The sequence below is a fragment of the Psychrosphaera haliotis genome (assembly GCF_039523615.1).
Lineage (GTDB): Bacteria > Pseudomonadota > Gammaproteobacteria > Enterobacterales > Alteromonadaceae > Psychrosphaera > Psychrosphaera haliotis.
The window spans coordinates 150,619-168,696 of record NZ_BAAAFQ010000005.1 but is presented as its reverse complement, the minus strand read 5'-3'; the positions used below and the strand labels follow the sequence as shown (position 1 = coordinate 168,696).

Annotated in this window: 18 protein-coding genes; 3 read left to right on the top strand and 15 right to left on the bottom strand. The window is 38.3% G+C overall.

Annotation, left to right across the window (positions count from 1 at the left end):
* Positions 1 to 2: 2 nt before the first annotated feature.
* A complete protein-coding gene (locus ABD009_RS07680; RefSeq protein ID WP_343824209.1) occupies positions 3 to 1,076 on the bottom strand; it encodes a serine hydrolase domain-containing protein in 1,074 nt (357 codons plus the stop codon).
* 296 nt (positions 1,077 to 1,372) lie between these two features.
* Here ABD009_RS07680 and ABD009_RS07675 point away from each other — a divergent pair, with 296 nt between their 5' ends.
* Positions 1,373 to 2,071, top strand: coding sequence for a putative porin (locus tag ABD009_RS07675; RefSeq protein ID WP_343824207.1), 699 nt, complete (start codon positions 1,373 to 1,375; stop codon positions 2,069 to 2,071).
* Between the two features lie 116 nt (positions 2,072 to 2,187).
* On the opposite strand, the gene ABD009_RS07670 is transcribed toward ABD009_RS07675, so the two are convergent.
* From ABD009_RS07670 to ABD009_RS07635, 8 genes are all read right to left on the bottom strand, one after another.
* Positions 2,188 to 2,694, bottom strand: a complete 507-nt coding sequence (locus ABD009_RS07670; protein ID WP_343824205.1) for a GGDEF domain-containing protein — start codon at positions 2,692 to 2,694, stop codon at positions 2,188 to 2,190.
* A gap of 69 nt (positions 2,695 to 2,763) precedes the next feature.
* The gene (locus tag ABD009_RS07665) at positions 2,764 to 3,288 is read right to left on the bottom strand and encodes a hypothetical protein (protein ID WP_343824203.1); all 525 of its coding nucleotides are present in this window, start codon (positions 3,286 to 3,288) and stop codon (positions 2,764 to 2,766) included.
* A gap of 186 nt (positions 3,289 to 3,474) precedes the next feature.
* A complete protein-coding gene (locus tag ABD009_RS07660) occupies positions 3,475 to 4,254 on the bottom strand; it encodes a phytanoyl-CoA dioxygenase family protein (RefSeq protein WP_343824201.1) in 780 nt (259 codons plus the stop codon).
* A 59-nt stretch (positions 4,255 to 4,313) separates the two neighbouring features.
* Positions 4,314 to 4,562, bottom strand: coding sequence for a DUF3297 family protein (locus ABD009_RS07655; RefSeq protein WP_155693810.1), 249 nt, complete (start codon positions 4,560 to 4,562; stop codon positions 4,314 to 4,316).
* A gap of 131 nt (positions 4,563 to 4,693) precedes the next feature.
* Positions 4,694 to 5,500 carry a sulfite exporter TauE/SafE family protein gene (locus tag ABD009_RS07650; protein WP_343824199.1) on the bottom strand — a complete coding sequence of 269 codons (807 nt, stop codon included), beginning with the start codon at positions 5,498 to 5,500 and terminating at the stop codon, positions 4,694 to 4,696.
* A gap of 70 nt (positions 5,501 to 5,570) precedes the next feature.
* Positions 5,571 to 6,443 carry an MBL fold metallo-hydrolase gene (locus ABD009_RS07645; RefSeq protein WP_343824197.1) on the bottom strand — a complete coding sequence of 291 codons (873 nt, stop codon included), beginning with the start codon at positions 6,441 to 6,443 and terminating at the stop codon, positions 5,571 to 5,573.
* Positions 6,444 to 6,531: 88 nt separating this feature from the next.
* Positions 6,532 to 7,191, bottom strand: a complete 660-nt coding sequence (locus ABD009_RS07640; protein ID WP_343824195.1) for a DsbA family oxidoreductase — start codon at positions 7,189 to 7,191, stop codon at positions 6,532 to 6,534.
* Between the two features lie 188 nt (positions 7,192 to 7,379).
* A complete protein-coding gene (locus ABD009_RS07635; RefSeq protein WP_343824193.1) occupies positions 7,380 to 8,660 on the bottom strand; it encodes an OmpA family protein in 1,281 nt (426 codons plus the stop codon).
* A 214-nt stretch (positions 8,661 to 8,874) separates the two neighbouring features.
* Between ABD009_RS07635 and ABD009_RS07630 the strand changes: the two genes are divergently transcribed.
* Positions 8,875 to 10,134, top strand: a complete 1,260-nt coding sequence (locus ABD009_RS07630) for a TMEM143 family protein (protein WP_343824191.1) — start codon at positions 8,875 to 8,877, stop codon at positions 10,132 to 10,134.
* Here the strand turns inward: ABD009_RS07630 and ABD009_RS07625 are convergent.
* Positions 10,131 to 10,853: a CPBP family intramembrane glutamic endopeptidase gene (locus tag ABD009_RS07625; protein WP_343824189.1), complete on the bottom strand. Its 723-nt coding sequence runs from the start codon at positions 10,851 to 10,853 to the stop codon at positions 10,131 to 10,133. The two genes, ABD009_RS07630 and ABD009_RS07625, sit on opposite strands and share 4 nt — an antisense overlap.
* Positions 10,854 to 10,967: 114 nt before the next feature.
* On the opposite strand from ABD009_RS07625, the gene ABD009_RS07620 reads away from it, so the two are divergent.
* Complete coding sequence (locus ABD009_RS07620; protein WP_343824187.1) at positions 10,968 to 11,882, top strand: LysR family transcriptional regulator; 915 nt, start codon at positions 10,968 to 10,970, stop codon at positions 11,880 to 11,882.
* Between the two features lie 24 nt (positions 11,883 to 11,906).
* Here the strand turns inward: ABD009_RS07620 and ABD009_RS07615 are convergent, their stop codons facing one another.
* From ABD009_RS07615 to ABD009_RS07595, 5 genes are all read right to left on the bottom strand, one after another.
* The gene (locus tag ABD009_RS07615) at positions 11,907 to 13,568 is read right to left on the bottom strand and encodes a sensor domain-containing diguanylate cyclase (RefSeq protein WP_343824185.1); all 1,662 of its coding nucleotides are present in this window, start codon (positions 13,566 to 13,568) and stop codon (positions 11,907 to 11,909) included.
* Between the two features lie 298 nt (positions 13,569 to 13,866).
* On the bottom strand, positions 13,867 to 14,454 hold the full coding sequence (locus tag ABD009_RS07610) for an outer membrane beta-barrel protein (protein WP_343824183.1): 588 nt from the start codon (positions 14,452 to 14,454) through the stop codon (positions 13,867 to 13,869).
* A gap of 134 nt (positions 14,455 to 14,588) precedes the next feature.
* Positions 14,589 to 15,980: a serine hydrolase domain-containing protein gene (locus ABD009_RS07605; protein ID WP_343824181.1), complete on the bottom strand. Its 1,392-nt coding sequence runs from the start codon at positions 15,978 to 15,980 to the stop codon at positions 14,589 to 14,591.
* Between the two features lie 21 nt (positions 15,981 to 16,001).
* Positions 16,002 to 16,664, bottom strand: a complete 663-nt coding sequence (locus ABD009_RS07600; RefSeq protein ID WP_343824179.1) for a hypothetical protein — start codon at positions 16,662 to 16,664, stop codon at positions 16,002 to 16,004.
* A 609-nt stretch (positions 16,665 to 17,273) separates the two neighbouring features.
* Positions 17,274 to 17,528: a hypothetical protein gene (locus tag ABD009_RS07595; RefSeq protein WP_343824177.1), complete on the bottom strand. Its 255-nt coding sequence runs from the start codon at positions 17,526 to 17,528 to the stop codon at positions 17,274 to 17,276.
* Positions 17,529 to 18,078 lie beyond the last annotated feature (550 nt).

The window sequence follows — 18,078 nt, the reverse complement described above, 5'->3', positions numbered from 1 at the left end:
TTTCAGTTTTCAGACTTTGTCTGGTTCTTTAGTATTCTCACAATTCGATTAATCATAATTTCAGATAAATTCCACTCATAACCTTCAAAATCAGTCGTATTAATAAACTGCACTACAACCGTGTCTATATCATGATGGTACTCAGCATAACTTTGATAGCCAACAACCAACCCACCATGCTCGTATACATATAACTGGTCGTAAATTTCTTTTTCGCCTTCTTCAAATACAGAGCCGTCGTTTAATGCTCGAAGAAAAATCCCTACATCTTCAGCGGTGGCCATCATGCCATAATCTTGTGCCTTTTGATCTTCTTCATTACCAACATAATAACCACTCATGACGTCATCTAAATTAACATCATTAATAGAGCCGTAGGTATTTTGAAGCCCAAGAGGCTTAATAATGCGCTCATCTATAAATTGATAATGATCGTAACCTACCGTTTGCTCGATTATTTTACGTAATAATAAGTAGTTGGTATTCGAATACTCATAACCTTCGTTTGGTGCAAAACTGGCTGGTAAATCTAACGCAAATTGCAAACTCTCATCTGTGGTGTGAGGGTGATCAAGCCAAAACTCTGGGTTGTTAGAAAAGTTAGGAATGCCACTGCGATGTTGTGTCATCATGTGTATGGTTATTTGGTCTAAGTTTTCAATGTGACCAACGAGTTCAGGGAAGTATTCTGAAACAGGTGTATCAATAGACAAACGTCCTTCATTGACTAGCTTAGCTATAGAGACAGAAACATAGAGCTTGCTGATACTGGCAATCTTAAAAAGTGATGTCGGATCAGCTGGTATTTTATTAGCTCGATCATTCCAGCCACCTGTATAAAAATTAGCGGGTTCACTGCCCTTTTGAACATAAACAATCATGCCATCAAAGCCATGCCCAATAGCTTCATCAACCTGTGCTTGAACTGTATTTGGTAGAGGCAACAGCCAAGCATAAACTAATATCCAAGGAACAAAAAACAAAGAAGTAACTGTCCCTACTAATAAGCAAAGTCTTGCAATTACGATACTTATGGGCGTGTTTGATTTGACCGTTGTTTCTTTGCTCGTTTTCACTTAAATAGTCTTAGTTTTTATTGTGGGAAGCTAACTATAAACTGATACCCCTTACTTTTGAACCATTACGCTAAATACAAATAGCAACATCAACCCTAAATTAACTCAGCAGAGCCCACATCTGGCAACCTAGTCGCCTATCGGCTAGCAACCAAGCCAGTATGACATAAACCACTTGTAAATCATTACCTTAAAAAGTAAACTTCGCGCCGAAATGGACTTTCACCAATAGTAGTACGTAGATTTATACGACTCATTGGTGCCAATAGGTCCATCTATAATTAAAGGATTTAAAAATGAAAACACGTGCATTAATACTGAGCCTATCTCTTCTTTCCTCAAGCGCAATTGCAAACACCTACAATAATCAAGTAGACGTTGACTATTTCAGCGTAGAGAGCTCTAACATAATTAAGCTAGAAGGTACGCATTACCTTCAAAGCGTTTCTACTAATAATACCGCATGGGCAGAAGCGGCGTTCATGGGTCGAAATACTAGTGTAAACGTTAGCTACACAGACTTCGACGGCGACATATCTAACTTAGTGCTAGGCGGTGATTACTATAATAACGACTTATTTTTTGGCTTAGACGTTGTGTATGCAGACGTTGATGGCTTCGATAGCGATACAAGTTTAGTAGGTGAAGTAGGTTATTTTCTAAAACCAAACTGGATGGTGTCGGTTGCCGCTTCTGAAGAAGATTTTTCTGATACGTTGGTATTAAGCTCAAAGTACATTGCAACATTAGGCGACGGCCAGTTTGTAAATTTTGAAGTGTCTTACAAAAACTTTGACAGCGACATTGTTGCAGCCGCTGACTACTTTTGGTCACCTCAATCTAGTATCGGTGTTAGCTTGTCTTCAGAAGAAAGTGTGAACGGCACAATCAGAGCTCAACACTTCTTTACCCCTTCAATTTCTGCTCGCGTTGAATATGTTTTATTAGACGGCAGTGACAATGGTGTTCTAATTGGCCTTACTGGTCGCTTTTAATACGAGTCAGTATTAAATCAGTATAAAAAAGGGAGACGGCTGTCTCCTTTTTTATTAGCTAAACTTTTAGCTAAACTTTTAGCTAAACTATCAGCTATATCTATGAGCTATACCTATTAAACTACTGAGCCTTCCACAATTTGTACTACCCTATCTCGGCCTCGCTCTTTTGCTGTATACAAAGCTTTGTCGGCACCTCGAATTGCATCAGAAACGTTGTTATTTTGAGTGACTTCACATACACCAAAACTACTGGTAACTAACAGCTCCTTGCCACCTATCTTAAGTGGATTGGCACTCAGAGTTTGTCTTAATGAGGTTAATACCTTATTAGCTTGATCAATATTCGTATCAGGTAATACAAACATGAACTCCTCACCACCCCACCGCGCCAAAAAGTCTTGTTTACGTAAACGGTGCTTAAAAATAGAAGAAATAGCCACCAGCACTTCATCTCCTTTTTCATGGCCTAACGAATCATTAATATGTTTAAAGTGATCGATATCGGCTATAGCAATACAAAAGCAACGGTTACTTCTTTGTGTCCTAGAATATTCACTCTCAAGTACCGTTTGAATACCACGTCTGTTCATCAATTGAGTCAGGTGATCATGATGAGCCATTCGGTCAAACTGTTCTGATAGTTTTAATGTAGTGCGATAACTTCGCTCTCGACTGTATTCGTAAAATGCTTACAGAAAGCCAACCGTTATAAATGAATACAATAATCTTGTTTTAAAGGTATATGAATAAGAGGTTAACAAAAGAGAGTCGTCATAAACAAAAAACAACGCTGCACAAGCAACAACAAATGCAATTAAAGCCAAAACCCCTCTTACAAACCCAGCAAAAAACATGGTGACCGGCGCGACTAAATAAATCCATAACGGCCCAGTATTATCTGCCCCACCAGTGACTAACAATGCTAAAACCAATATCATTAAACAGGCAATGAGCAGACTGACAGATATAAACCGTCCCGTCGACGATTCGAATTTGATTTGAATACGCTGGGATATAAAGAATATTACGCTGGCCATTGCGAGTATTGCAGTCAAACCAAAGTTGTCATCTAGTAAAGCTCTGATACACAATAAAAAAGTAACAGACACGCCAACGGCTGCAAACAGGTTCACTACCATTATTCGACGATTTGTCTCATCTTTATATTGCGGACGGACACCGCTATGAATGTAGTCCTGAACTCTTTTTATCATGAAGATTGACTAACACCTTATTGGTTGATTTGTATAAATAAAAAATGAATCACACGCAGACTTTCTATTATGTGTCTCTAATAATGAAACATAAGACAATACGTCTGATTTTTCAAATTTATACTTGATAAACTAACACAGTAAATTCAATACCCGAACTTAAAGCGGTTAAAGCTCTTAATACGATTAAAGCGACTTTAACCTTAGTGTATTTTTGAATAAAGCAGGGTTGCTAATCTGTTCAAGGAGTTTAGGCTCAGGCAAGCAGTCATCGTCTACGTAATCAATAAAGTCTGCTGATGAGTCAAATACCAGAACATCTAAGGCAAGTCTGTCTAAACCATATATACCGCGATGGATCATATCAGCAGAAAATACTAACAAGTCTCCAGCTGCTAAGGGGATTTTTTTGCCTAAAGGTAAGTCATCATAGCTTTGATAGCCATTAAGCTCCTCTCTAACATTAAGCTCTTGTTCATTATCCCAGCGCACATGACTGCCTGGCACTAACTCCATGCCTAGCTCATCAAATAGCGGGATCCTAAAGTGAACAACTTGGGTTTCTTGTATTGCTTTTTTCTGACCCTCTAAATCATGATCATACTGACAATCTCTATGCCAAAAGTCTTTTTGTTCAGGCCTTACAGGATTAAAAAACAACTGAGTGTTCATAAAAGCAGGGTTTTGTTTAATAACTGTGTGAACCACTTCTAATAGTTTCGAGCTACTAATAAAGTTAAACAACGACAATCTGCCTGCGTCGTCCAAATATTGGCTTCCCGTTATTAATGAAGAGTTAAAGGCTTCTTCATTATAGAAGGTTTGATTATCGACTTTCCAATGTTCATGGAACTCTAAGATCACAGTTTTTAGTGAGGCTATTTCGGTTTGTGTAAAAAAGTCTCGTAAAACAAAATAGCCAACCTCGCTATACTCATCTCGACATTGGCTATATTTTTTATTCATACTTTATTTTTTACTGAGAATACGCAGAAGTCCGCAAACGCTAAGACTTCCCATTACAATTACTTGTAAAAAGCTTCTACAGTGCCTTTCATTTTAATTAACAAAGGCTGGCCACGACGGTCAAGAGCTTTAGCAGACGCTACTTTAACCCAACCTTCGCTAATGCAGTATTCTTCTACGTCATTGCGCTCTTTGCCATTTAATAGAATACCAATGTGGTGCTCAATAACTTCCTCGTTGTAATGTGGGCTACGAGGATTAATAGATAAGTGATTTGGTAATTCTGGTAAATCAGTTTTGTCGTTCATGTTAAAAATTCCGCTACTTGCCACATCAATTACAGGCATGACATAAAAAAAGTGCGCCATTGTAGTCAATACTCAACAATGGCTCAAGGATTAGTCGTGACCTTTAGTGCAAACTAATATTTATAGATTGCTCAAACAAGCTCTTTCGATATGATGAAGACGGCAATAACAAGTGTAAAAAACCCAAAGAACTTTTGTAACGTAGGTCCTTCTAGCCTTTTCGATAATTTGGTAGAAAACGCCATACCTAACAAGGTTGCAACTAACATAAGGGGTAACAATGGTATTTCTAAAGGGATCCCAGCCTGTAAATCGCCTATGAAGCCAATTAGAGATTTAAGAGCAATAATGAACAGCGATGCTCCAACGGCATTCTTTATCGGCATTCCTAAAAACAGTACTAACGCTGGAATAATTAAGAAGCCGCCACCTGCGCCTAATATGCCAGTGACAAATCCTACTACCGCACCTTCAAACATAATTAACGCGACATTAACTTGTTTTGGTTGCTCATCTACACCGTCGTTTGTGGGCGGAGTTTTCCTATAGGCCTTTAACAACATCATCACAGCAGAAGCCAACATCAACGCAGCAAAAAACAACATGATAGCCGTGTTTTTCGACAATTCAAAAGGCGAGCTAATTAAAGTATCAGGGATATTTGGCATAACAAATGCGCGAGTAACATACACAGCAACGATTGAAGGCGCTGCGAATAAGAGAGAGGCTTTAACGTCAACAAGCCCATCTTTAAAGTAACGATATGCACCAAAAGCCGCTGTTGCACCTACCAATAATAGTGAGTAGCCCGTCGCAATATCTGGTGATACGCCCATTAAGTAAACCAAGATAGGCACTGTAAGAATAGAGCCACCGCCACCGATTACTCCCAATATAATCCCCATGACTACCGCCATGAAATAACCGAGCACAATCATAGTATTTCTCCTACCCAACTCTGTTAAAAGTTATTTAACCGGCTGAGCAATGTTAGTTAATGGGTTTTAGCTAAAGCTGATTGAGTGGGATTTTTAAGTACCTTGTTCCATTCTCTTCTTTTGGCGGCTCTTCACCTGCACGTATGTTTAATTGAATGGCGGGTAAAATAAGCCTTGGCATCGCTAGTCCTTTATCCCGTGTTTCACGCATTTCGATAAACTCTGCCTTCGATATGCCGTCGTGAACATGTTTATTAGACTCTTTTTGCTCCTTCACAGATACGTGACTTCTGTGACTTCGGCCTTCAGTTGGATAATCATGACAAACGTAAATAAAGGTATCTTCAGGCTTTGATAAGAGTAACTGAATAGATTCGAATAGTTGAGAAGCACTGCCACCTGGGAAGTCACAACGTGCTGTACCCACGTCCGGCATAAAAATAGTATCCCCGACAAACATGACTTCGTTTTCTAGGAAGTAAACAAGGTCTGCAGGCGTGTGTCCAGGGGTGTGCATGACAGTAAATTGCAGCTGCCCCAGCTTAATAACATCACCATTATCAAACAGTTGATCAAATTGGCAGCCATTAGGTAAGAACTCTTTTTCTAGATTAAACAAGCTCTTAAAAGTATCTTGAACTTTAGTAATGTGTCTACCAATACCAATTTTCGCCCCATATTTTCGTTTAAAATACGGCGCACCAGAAATGTGGTCGGCATGAGCATGAGTTTCTAGTGCCCACTCCAACGAGAGACTATTGGAATCTATATACTCAGCGATTTTATTAACGCCAACTTCAGATGTGCGGCCTGACTGATAATCAAAATCAAGCACAGGGTCAATCACTACAGCTTGTTTTGATGCACGGTCAAAGACAACGTAACTAAAGGTCTCACTATCATGATCCAAAAATTCTTGAATTGTATATTTGTTGTTGTTCATAAAGTGTGTCCTCAATACCAAAATAAAATTTTAGGCGTAAACGATACAAGCAACCACTATATTAGAAAACCCTAAATTAACAAAACCCTTATTTATTATTTTCTTGCTCGGCAATAAGGTCTTGTAATGCTTGTTTAAATGTAGCTTGAGGCTGAGCACCTGTTAGTCCGCTGGTACGGTTAAATACAACGGTTGGTACGCCTGTTACGCCCATTTGACGCCACTGAGCTTCTAATGCTCTTACTTTGTTCTGAGTTTGAACATCGGCAAAAACAGCTTCACATTGCTCAGCAGTAATGCCAACTTTACCCGCCTCTTCAATCAATACACTTCGTTGAGATACATCTTGACGCTCTGTGAAAAAAGCAGAGAACAAACGCATTTTAAGCTCTGTTTGTTTGCCAATTTGATGTGCAAAGTCCAATAACAAATGGGCATCAAAGGTATTTACTATCTTCATGCCATCAAAATAATCAAATTCAAAGCCGTAGTCGGCACCTAACTTAGTTAAGTTTTTACGAGCATTATCACTATCTTCACTGCTTGAACCATACTTTCTGGCTACGTGAGCTTTAAGCTCTTCGCCTTCTACGGGCATATCAGGGTTTAATTCAAAAGGTTGCCATTCAATTTCTACTTTGTCCCATAAGTTCAGCTCTTCAATGGCTGCCTCTAAGTGTTTGTAGCCAATAATGCACCATGGGCACACAACGTCTGAAATAATGTCTAATTTAATTTTATTGTTCATTACATTGCCTTCGAATTCATCAAAGTGTAAATATGGGGACTAACCCACGTGGTTCAATACGCTTTGTAAGTGAATAATTGTTAAATTTTTGCATAAAAAAACGAGGCCATTTGCCTCGTTCTTTATAAGTGATTTAAGTTGCCTATTCTAACTTACAGGCTGACTAGCTAACTTACTGGCTAGCTAACTTAATTTTTCAGCAGTGGTAAACGCACATCAGACTTAATATACACTTCCATACGACGGTTTTTGTTCGCATCGTCGCTCACTAATTCAGTTTCGCCCTTACCTTCAGCGTTGATAACTGAAGAGTCTATACCGAAACGTTCAGTTAAAAATGAAGCTACTGACTGTGCTCGTTTTAACGACAACGTTTGATTATAAGCCGCAGGGCCAGATGCAGATGTGTGACCAACTACATTAAGCGTATCCACTTTATACTCTTTAATAAACGCAGCTAACTCTGCCAAGTCACCGTAGTAACGTTCATTGATTTCAGAGCTATTATTGTCGTATAAAACCACAACTCTTTTATCAACAGGCTGAACAACATATTGAGAACAACCGTCTTTATCTACAACATGGTTAATCGGCGTATCTGCACACTTGTCTTTGTCATCATAAACACCGTCACCATCAGTATCTAATGGTTTAGGCTCTGCTGGTGCAGCTGCAACTGGCTGGACTGGCGCCGGTTGAATTACTTTTGCCGGCTCAGACTTTACGATTGGCGCAGGCTTTTGAACTGCAGGCGTGTAAGTAGGTCCATTGTCATCAAAGAAATAACGAACACCTAAAGCAACAACACTCACATCATCGTCCTGTAATGGAATATGCTGGTAGCTTAGGTAAGCTTGTGTATTGTAATTAATGTGATATCCAACTTCACCACCTAACCAAAAACCTGAATCTGAATCTGAACGTTTATCCGTTCCCATATTTTTTATAGCAACACCATCTAACTTTGTAGAAATAGTGTCCATTTCCCAATCGTAATAACCAAGTTTACCGGTGATAGTGAAACCGTCTTCTAATGGCAAAGTACCAAGAATGCTAAATGACATGCCATCCGCCGTTTCTGGATAAACACGCTCGGCTAAATCATAATAAGACTGTAAGTTGTTTGCAGTGCCTGAAAAGCTTGCTGAACGATCACCTAAATCCTGATAACCACCTTCAACACTAAAGTACTGGTTAAAGCGGTAACCAACAAAAAGACTGTAGCTAGTATCAATTCGGTCAATAGAGGTTGTGTTCGGAGTTATTCCAGAGTTTGCATAAAATCTATCTAAGCTTTGTGATGAAACGTCTGTTTTAGCTTGGCCTACTTGCCCACCAATATAAAAGCCTAATGCGTATGGCCACTCTTTCTCAATTTGATTATTGTCTTCAGCAAAAGCAGAGTGAGACATGCCTGCTAATAACGCTACTGTTAAATTTGAAAGAGCTATTTTCTTTCCTATTTTCATCTTTATTTCCTTTGGTAATAACATTGAATATGAATAACGTAAATATCAGCAAAACTACAGGTTATCTGCTTTATTGGGGTATTTTGGTACAACATAACCTTTAGGTCAACGTTCATATTGAGCGCCTGAGTTTTACCATTGAAATTAAACTAAACCATTGAGTTCATTATAAACTTGATTACAATGTAACCAACCGCTAATAGTGAGACTTAAAATGCAAGCTGACCGATTTATTCCGTTTAGAAAACAAGACATTATTGAAATGTGCAGTAGTGAACTTGCAAATAAATTTGATTTAGAGTCTTTTCATCAATTTAGCGAGTTGCTTTCAAGTTATATACATTTCAACTATCACGGTATTTTAGAGTCACTTAAAAATGACTATGCACCTTTTGATCCCAATGCCGACACCAGACTTTTAAATGCGTTAAGCGATGCACAAAAACGTCAATGCCAGCAGTCTTTTGCCAGTAACTTTGCCAACGTTTTAAATGCCGCCAATTACGAAAAGATCACAGAACAAGACCTTCAAGACGCATTAACGGAAGAATCGTTATTTAAAGTTCGATTGGAAGTCGAATTTGAAGATTTTGAGCAAGTGGTCTTTTACCGACGCGGAGAATCTCAAAAAAGTGAAACACTTCGTTCGTTTTTTGGCTTACGCAAGCAGGTTATAGAGTTCACTAATTACGATCGCGTTGCCGTTTTCATTACCTTAAAAAGCGCTGCGCATTTTAGTAAGAAAAACAAAGCACCTATCGGTTTTGAACCAGGCTCAACCATAATCAAACTGTTTCAAAACGTGCCTAAGGCAGACTTGGAAATGTTATTTCCTAACAGTGAAGTCAAAATGCGTCGCATCGACAAAATCCTTATTGGCGCATCCGCCGCGGTTGGTGGTTCCGTTGTTTTAGCAACAAAACTAGGCCCTTCTATTATTCTTCTTGCTGCATTGTTTGGTTTTTGGTTAGGACTTAAAGACAACCCCGTTGAAATCACCAAACAACACCTGTTTACTTTAGGCATGGGTTTTGGAGTTTTAGGCGGCTTTGTTTTTAAAGAATGGAGTAAGTTTAAAAACCGCAAAATAAAGTTTATGAAAGCCTTATCTGACAGCCTGTATTTTAAAAATTTAGATAATAACGCAGGTGTTTTCCATACACTTATTGATTCAGCGGAAGAAGAGGACGTAAAAGAAGCCCTGCTCGCCTATACGTTTTTACTTAAAAACCCTGACGGGATGAACGCTACGGAATTGGATACAACCATTGAAACCTGGTTTGAGCAAACTCACAAATGTAAACTCGATTTTGAAGTTGAAGATGCGCTTGATAAATTGGATCGTATGGACCTAGTAAATAAAAAGGTTGATGTCGACAGTAACGAAGTTTATGTTGCTAAGCCTCTAAAAGAAGCTAAGCAACAACTTGATGAAAAGTGGGATAATATTTTTAATTACAACATTAACGGTTAGTTTGAATTTTGCACACAACTAGGTTTTAGGTGTGCACCAAACACCAAATAAGCCATGGCACCGCCATACATATCAACCACTATATGCAAGAGAATTGGCACTAATAATGATCCCGTTGCTAAATAAATCAATGCCATGATTAAACCAAGTACCGCAGTACGGATCACATGAATAGGGCCTTGGTAAATATGAGGCAAACCAAATAAAATACTAGAAATAATGACCGCTCCATAGGTGGGTAAATCGTCACCTAAGGCATGCATTAAATAACCTCGAAATAGAATTTCCTCACAAATTCCAGCACTAATAGAAACGCCATACATAAACCAACGATACTCTTTAAGGTTAGCTGGTAAAAACCACTGAATGTATGCCATTTGCGTTTTTAAAGTCTGTTGTTCTTCGTCCTTCTTTTTAAGCTGTTGTAGTGAGTAATAAAAGTACCCTGCCAACAATAAAACAAGCAAAAGCCCCAGTTGGTTTACCCAATCCCACTTAAAAACAAATCCAATATCATTTAAATTAAGGCTGCTGCCAGCACCACTCTGAAATACAACAAACATCAGCAACAGAACAGGTAACCAGAGCATTACAATAGTACTGACATATAAACCTATGCGCTTGTTTGGGTTGGACAAAACTAAGCGTTTATCCGCTTGCGAAGTAAAATAAATGTAAACTGGGTACAATAAAAAATAGGCCCACAATAAATATTCCATAGGTTTCTCTTTGTTTTAAAGTAAGGGTTAAGAATGAATCCCCATAGTACCTTTCAAAAATAATAAACAAATACTATTATAGTTTTATATAACCATACCAAAAATTTATAAAAGATGTTTAAAACAGAAACCCTCATTGCCTTTGTACTTGTAGCAAAACACCGCAGTTTCACATTAGCGGCTGAAGAGCACCAACAAACCCCCATGGCGATTAGCAAGCAAGTCTCCCAGCTTGAGCAGCGCTTAGGCTCTCCCTTATTTGAACGTACAACTCGTAAGGTCAACTTAACGCAATTTGGCCAATCATTTTTAATCAAAGCAAACAACATACTTGAGCAACACGAGGCACTTCAAGACTGGCTAGAAACACAAAGTGGAGAATTCACGGGCTCATTAAAAATATTGAGTCAGGATATTCAAACTTATGAAGAAACTATCTTTCCATGGTTAGCGGAGTTCAATCAGTTGTACCCTGATATAGAGTTGTCGTTTGATGTGCAAGAAAATGCCATAGATATTGAACAAAAGCCCAACGACATATACTGGGGCGTTGCTGATTACCTAGGTCAAAAACATCCAGGATTAAAAAGGCGCTCTTTATGGAAAACCAAACTGGGGATCTTTGCCTCACCTAAATATTTAGCGAAATATGGTACGCCTCAAACACCTGCAGAACTGCGAGAGCATTCCATGATCAGTCATACTCATTCGCAACCAGACAATGCTCTAGCCGTTAATCAAACGCCCAACAGCGCACAAATAGAAATGGAATTTGAAATATTAAACGCGCCAATTAAGACGGTGGCTTGTCATTCTAAACTTGCCATTGATGGATTAGGATTGATTAATGCGCTTCATGACAACAATGACATAAAACAGGCGGTTCAAAATAAACAACTTGTTCCGGTATTAACTGAGTACTGGTATCAAAACGCAGAGATTTATCTTTATTATCATAATGTAAAAATAGAACAGCCAAAGGTAAGAGCCTTTATAGATTTTTTCTTATCCAAAAGAGAACTTTGGTAAAAGTACGTTATTAGGATTTCACTATTAAACTAGCTCTTGTGACAGTTCATCTACTATGACCACTTGGTTTCGTCCGCATTTCTTCGCTTTATATAACGATGCATCGGCCAACTTAAGCAAGTCATCAAAACTAACTTTATTAGCAACTCCGCTCGCTACACCAACACTAATAGTGACTTTGGCAAAATCATTAACGTTATTCTCATCAAAATAACATCGCATTTTTTCTGCTAACGCTCTGGCTTGTAAAACATCCGTATCGGGCAAGAATACAAGAAACTCTTCTCCGCCCCACCGAAGAATAATGTCAGATGCGCGTAAGCGACTTTTAAGAGCGTGTGCAACGTGTTTGAGCACATCATCTCCCACAATATGGCCAAATTCATCATTGATACGCTTAAACCAATCTAAATCTATCAGCAATATCGACATTGAAGTTTGTTGACGACTGCCTAGGTTCCAAACGGGATAAACTAGTTCTTTAAGAGCCCGGCGATTGTACAAACTTGTTAATGGATCAATTCGAGCATAATGTTCAGCCGTTAGTTTTGCGTCGTAAGCCACTTTAAAATTAAAAGCGAAGGATACTGACAATAGTGACATTTCTAAAAGCATACCTATTTCTATGCCTCTAAACGCCCATTGTGTATAAGGAAATAGGCCCCACGTTGTCATACTAGATACGAAGGAACCGGTAGTGCCTAGCAATACAGCTGGAACAAAAAACTTAGCTAATGGGTTGCCACTTTTTAACGAGTAATAACCAATAACTAACATCCAGACTGTGACCGTACTGAGAATGATGAGTTGCGCCATAACCGCAAGTGATTTGCTACCGACTATAACAATAAGGCAGCCAACTATGGCCAAAAATCCATAGATAAAAGGTCGGTAGGAATATAGCTTAGGTAAATACTTCTCAACTTGTAAATACTCAATGGTAAACATAACCCCGGAACATAAATACACAAACATAAGCAGTGGCATTAACCATTGTTGTAATGCAGGCTCTGTTGGCCATAGCAACCAAAATCCATGCCCGGTATACATAAAGTTGAATGCAGTAAATGAAAACAAATAAAAGGAGTACAAAAAGTATCTTAGCTCTTTGGAGTAGGCGTAAAGCGCCAAGTTATAAATGAGTAGAATAATTAAAGCACCGTACAATGCACCATAAAAATAACCGTTCTGTTGATCAAATTCTTCAACGCTTTCTACGTCACCAATATAAACCGGAAATGTCATGGGATCATCTGACTTTAAGCGCATTACAATATAAGTAGTACCAGGCTTAAACTGGTAAGCAACTGAGGGCATACGCTTTTGACGCTCTCGACTAGAAAAAGCACTAGTATCACCAAGCATTACAGTCTTAGCTAAAATACTTTGCTCGTAAAAGAAAACGTCTATTTCATCTAACCAAGCGTTATCTACTTTCAAGATTAACGGCACTGAGCTATCTGACGTGTTTTTAATGGGTAATACCGCCCAAACCGCACTATTGGTGAACCCGAAGCTTACTTTATTGTCATGGTTTTTGACAAAATCACCAAGCCTAAACCTAGCGAATGCATCATCCACGTCCAACAAGAGTTTTGGATCTTTTAGGATAAACAACTCTGAATTAACAAGCGCTATTTGCGTATTGAGTGGAATTGATTTGGCTACTGAAACACTAGAAAACATGACTAATAATATGAGCCATATTGTTATAACTGACTGATAAATGTTTCTCAATTTATTCAAGGTCTCATTTAAGGTGATATTTGTCGCTCCATGCGGTTAAAGAAGTGTAAAATTCTTATGATTTTAGCTTTCCATAAATTGTTTAATAATGATACAAAAAAATGAGCTTTTTTTTGTCGCGTGGAATAAAAATGGACGCCACTGACTAAATTGGAAGTAATGGAGAAGAAAAGAAAACGCCTGCTACGGTTACAGGCGTTTTAAATACTTAAAATAAGTAACCGGTGAATCAGTTCAATTAAAAGAACATAATTACAGCAGCGCTGATCTGGTCAGCGTCATCACCGCTTAGGTAGCCAAGTGAAGCAGAAAACTTATCATCAAAGTGATAAATACCTTTCACACCAAAGCCAACTTCCGAGTCATCATCAACATCTGAATAGCTTATAGAGCCCATTAGCTCAAACTGTTCGTTTAGTAGCGAGCGAACACCACCTTCAAAGCCCAGTCCGTTTCCTGAAGTATCACTTGATGTACCAAAACCTGATGCATCTGCAGTGAAGTCAAGACGTGACATAACACCAAAAACGTCAGTATTGCTTGACAGTTCATAACGATAACCTATGCCAACAGAAAGAGTACTCACTTCAAGGTCAATTGTACTTCCAAAAACCTTCATGTCGTCAGACAATGACGAGTAACTACCCGTTATAAATACATTTTCATTTAATAGTTTTGTGCCTGAAACGCCAAATCCAGTAAATTTTGAACCATCCAAATCTAAAGACTCGTAAGACGCAGAAACGCTATCCCAACGAACCTTGTCTGCAGCTTGAGCTGAGCCCATAGCCAATAATAAAGCCGATGCTACTAATAGTTTTTTCATTTTTATTCTCCATGCCCATTTAAAAAGGTCAGTACGTCGGGCAAGTGTACTTACACATCAATTATGTTCGTGAGTGGCTAATTTAACCTATTGAATTAAAGATAAAAGCTTTAATTAAAGGCAATTGTAAAAAATTATTTTAAACCAAAATTACTTTCGTTGTAGTCGCTAATAAACTTTGGATTTATAGCAAGGGCCTTTTTGAACACTTGTTGCGCTTTTTTTTCATCGCCAAGAAGTTGATGAGCATAAGCTTCACTATCATACGCTTGAGGCGCATTTGGATAGAAATGTCCGAGTAATTGGATAATCTCAAGCCCTTTTTTATCAGGAGCTGTCCTTAAAATGCTGAGGCCAGCTTCATTAATCGCTCGACCAAGGAACATGTTGTATCCAGAAGATTGGTAAATATCTTTAAATGTTGTTTTAAAGGTTTGCGGATCTAATGTTTTAAATTGTTTATAAACAAAATGTTTGGCGGGCAACTTAACGGGCGTAATTGGCTTTCCCTGTGCAGCTTCTAGTACTCGTACAGAGACACGTTCAGCCACTAATTCATCTGTATTGGCTAGGACCACCACTATTACCTGCTCGCTTCGCAAGACTTCAACAGCTGCACTCACACCAGTCCCTCCACCGTAGGAGCGAATATGATTATTTTCGTTAAAATAGCGTTTAAAAATATCGCCTTCTCTCTGGAGTAGTAAATCAGAGAAGAAAAGTGTGTCGTAAAAACGATACACGTCATCAATGGTTGCTTCTATGCCTCCATCAGGACCCGACACCTCCCGAAACTGCGTCTCAACATTTTTACCTGATATTGAATAAGTAAAACGATCGGACTGGCACTTGTCATTTTCACTGCGAATTAACGAGCTACTTTTTGCTCCGGTAGGTATGAAGATGCGCTCTTCTAAAAGACGAGCAAAACTTTTATCCGTAATTTTCTCAGCGATAGCGCCTAAAATAATGAAACCATAATTTGAGTACTTTGAATCACTACCAGGTGTAAACCTCAGTGGCTCATCGATCAAAAGCGCGATCTTTTTATCAAGACTGTTATAGGCAAGTGGGTTATTCATATATTCAGCAACAAATATGTCTCTAAACCCAGCTTGATGTTTGAGCAAGTGCTCAATGGTAATGGTGTTAGTATCTACTTGAGTAAAGCCAAAATCGAAGTTAGACAGTGGTGTATCAAAACTGAGCTGGCCTTGTTCAATCAATTGTAAGATCAATACAGCTGTATAGTGTTTAGTTATAGAGCCGATGTTAAATCGAGTACATTGTTGATTCTTTACATCACGCTTGGTACTCGCCATCCCCGTGTCTGAGCGCAATATAGTATTGCCCTTTTCAACCACCAGGAGATTACCAGTAAACCAATCTAGTTTGCTGTACGCCGAGATCACGTGGCTTACATCCTGCTCAAACATGCTTGGCTTGTTTTTCTCTTGAGACACAGCGGTCGAGATGTTACCAAACAGACTTAATAAACACATTAATATCAAAAATGTTATTTTCATAGATTTACCAATAATAAAAAATTAACAGTCACCAACAACAGGAAAGCATGGTTCGCCCCAAAGCTCATTCGAACTGTCCATCATTATGTTAATAATGGATGGAACAAATTTACTCATAAAGGCTACTGCATCACGCATTTGGTCTCTATTAACAGCACTGCTCCATGTTGCACCGCCGTGTACAGTCTGGTTACGTAAGGTATATAAACGAGCAAATATAACTGATAACACAGCTGATGTGTTTTTGTGGCCTAGTGCTTTGTGCGCATAGGAATTAGCTGTTTTAAAGTCATCTTGCCATTCTTGCTCTGTTTTTTTGTTATTGTGAAAATCCCAGAATGGTTGAAACACATACTGGTTACTAAGAAGCGCTCTAATACTGCTGGAAAACTCTTTCCAAACTAAATCTGATAGTAAGTTGTCTTCATCTAGCTGGCATAACCTATCAATAAAGTTGCGAAAGGTTTCTTGCTCGGTAAACCGGTGATGGTCGTCTATTTCATTAGCATAAGCAGCATTAAAAGAAATCCATAGGAAAATAAACTGTGCGTCTTGATCGCCTTTTGCTTGCTCTGCACGATCTAACCAACTTAAGGCTCGGTGGACTCGAAGACTTAAGTTCAACTGGTAATTCTCACGTTCTTTACGCTGCCGTTTTTTTAAATTTTTATACGTTAAAATCATAAGTACTTCCCTGTGTGACATGCTTGTTTTCCTATAATCACTAAATAGCGTTAATAAGCAAACTCTATTTAGTAGTTATTTTGATTTTAAAAGCAAAAAGCGAACTATAAACGTTCGATTTTCAAATAAATAATTCTAGAGCTTTCATCTATAATTTTCCTGTTCAAAATGTCGTACTCGAATAAAGTTTGTGAGTCGGTTGCCTAATTTATAAGGATTTTTTCAAGCCGAAAATCTAATATAGTTTATGACTGGATTGATAATTCTAGTGAATTTAGCTTAGTTAAATTTAATAACGTTTGTGAGTAATTATATTTGACATTACGGCCTCGCACTCACTTAACTCTAACGGTTCATATTTGATCTTACACGTTAATTTGTAGGTATAAACACCATCTAAAAGTTAGGGTGTATCCTGCCAAGAGCTGCTGAATTCGGCGCGTTTAGTGAAGCTTTCTGGTTTCGGAATTGGTTTATCAATACTTTTATAGAATAGACATATACCAGCGCCTCCAATTAAGGGGAGTAGCCAAACCCAAAATTAACAGTATATAGCTTTCCATAACTTCATCCTATTTGTGCCAAAAGCACACATCAAATTACTTATCACTAGTCTCCAGTTGATACGTCGATGCTACTGTGGCCGCGGCCTCCTTTACCATTTGAGGTAGTGAAAGGTCTTTCTTGGCCTCGCAAGAACAAAATAATCCCAATGGAAGCAATAAATGGAATGAGAAAAATGATTATGATTTGTGCTACTTTTTGATTCTTTTCAAAATAGTCAGATTTTAGAACTTGTAGCCCCGCGATGATGTTTAGAATTAACGCTATTATAATTGAAATTTCTAGGTAAAAATTTTCCATATTTTTATTATGTCCTTTCCTGCAAATACTGAATTCAGAAGCTAGCTATCTGCTCGAAACCCAGCCTTAAAACGATCATATTTAATTTTGTTTATTTGTACCAATAAAAAGAAGTAACTAACAGAGAATATAATCCCACCTATGATCATTTGGCTCATCGTCCAATTTAGGTATTGCATGGTTTTGACCGCGATAAAACCGGACGCAGCCCCTCGAACAAGCGGCCAAAAATGGACTTTTTCTTTACTTTGTTCCTTGTACAGTTCTCGAAAAACTTCTTCTGGTATTTCCTTTTTTTTGATGGACTTAGGAGACTTTTTTTTCTAAAAGCGATAAAACTATTTCATAGCGTTGAGGAAACCGATTCCTATCAATTCGCTCTTTGACGTCTATTAGCTCTTCTAAGCTGTATTCTTCGTAGTTAGGTTCCATTCAATTTGATAATAAATTTAGGCTAAGAATGTTTTTACCGTAACACACCTTTATAAGTTAGTTAAACTGAGTATTCACTTTTGACTCACTATTAGATTTCTTTCAAAAGTTACAATCC

Bases quoted from the DNA above. Each gene is read 5' to 3' on its own strand.
- ABD009_RS07615 (WP_343824185.1), bottom strand. From the start codon at position 13,568: ATGTTTTCTAGTGTTTCAGTAGCCAAATCAATTCCACTCAATACGCAA.
- ABD009_RS07655 (WP_155693810.1), bottom strand. From the start codon at position 4,562: ATGAACGACAAAACTGATTTACCAGAATTACCAAATCACTTATCTATT.
- ABD009_RS07595 (WP_343824177.1), bottom strand. From the start codon at position 17,528: ATGGAAAATTTTTACCTAGAAATTTCAATTATAATAGCGTTAATTCTA.
- ABD009_RS07610 (WP_343824183.1), bottom strand. From the start codon at position 14,454: ATGAAAAAACTATTAGTAGCATCGGCTTTATTATTGGCTATGGGCTCA.
- ABD009_RS07675 (WP_343824207.1), top strand. From the start codon at position 1,373: ATGAAAACACGTGCATTAATACTGAGCCTATCTCTTCTTTCCTCAAGC.
- ABD009_RS07630 (WP_343824191.1), top strand. From the start codon at position 8,875: ATGCAAGCTGACCGATTTATTCCGTTTAGAAAACAAGACATTATTGAA.
- ABD009_RS07625 (WP_343824189.1), bottom strand. From the start codon at position 10,853: ATGGAATATTTATTGTGGGCCTATTTTTTATTGTACCCAGTTTACATT.
- ABD009_RS07670 (WP_343824205.1), bottom strand. From the start codon at position 2,694: ATGGCTCATCATGATCACCTGACTCAATTGATGAACAGACGTGGTATT.
- ABD009_RS07600 (WP_343824179.1), bottom strand. From the start codon at position 16,664: ATGATTTTAACGTATAAAAATTTAAAAAAACGGCAGCGTAAAGAACGT.
- ABD009_RS07660 (WP_343824201.1), bottom strand. From the start codon at position 4,254: ATGAATAAAAAATATAGCCAATGTCGAGATGAGTATAGCGAGGTTGGC.
- ABD009_RS07640 (WP_343824195.1), bottom strand. From the start codon at position 7,191: ATGAACAATAAAATTAAATTAGACATTATTTCAGACGTTGTGTGCCCA.
- ABD009_RS07645 (WP_343824197.1), bottom strand. From the start codon at position 6,443: ATGAACAACAACAAATATACAATTCAAGAATTTTTGGATCATGATAGT.
- ABD009_RS07605 (WP_343824181.1), bottom strand. From the start codon at position 15,980: ATGAAAATAACATTTTTGATATTAATGTGTTTATTAAGTCTGTTTGGT.
- ABD009_RS07620 (WP_343824187.1), top strand. From the start codon at position 10,968: ATGTTTAAAACAGAAACCCTCATTGCCTTTGTACTTGTAGCAAAACAC.
- ABD009_RS07635 (WP_343824193.1), bottom strand. From the start codon at position 8,660: ATGAAAATAGGAAAGAAAATAGCTCTTTCAAATTTAACAGTAGCGTTA.
- ABD009_RS07650 (WP_343824199.1), bottom strand. From the start codon at position 5,500: ATGATTGTGCTCGGTTATTTCATGGCGGTAGTCATGGGGATTATATTG.
- ABD009_RS07665 (WP_343824203.1), bottom strand. From the start codon at position 3,288: ATGATAAAAAGAGTTCAGGACTACATTCATAGCGGTGTCCGTCCGCAA.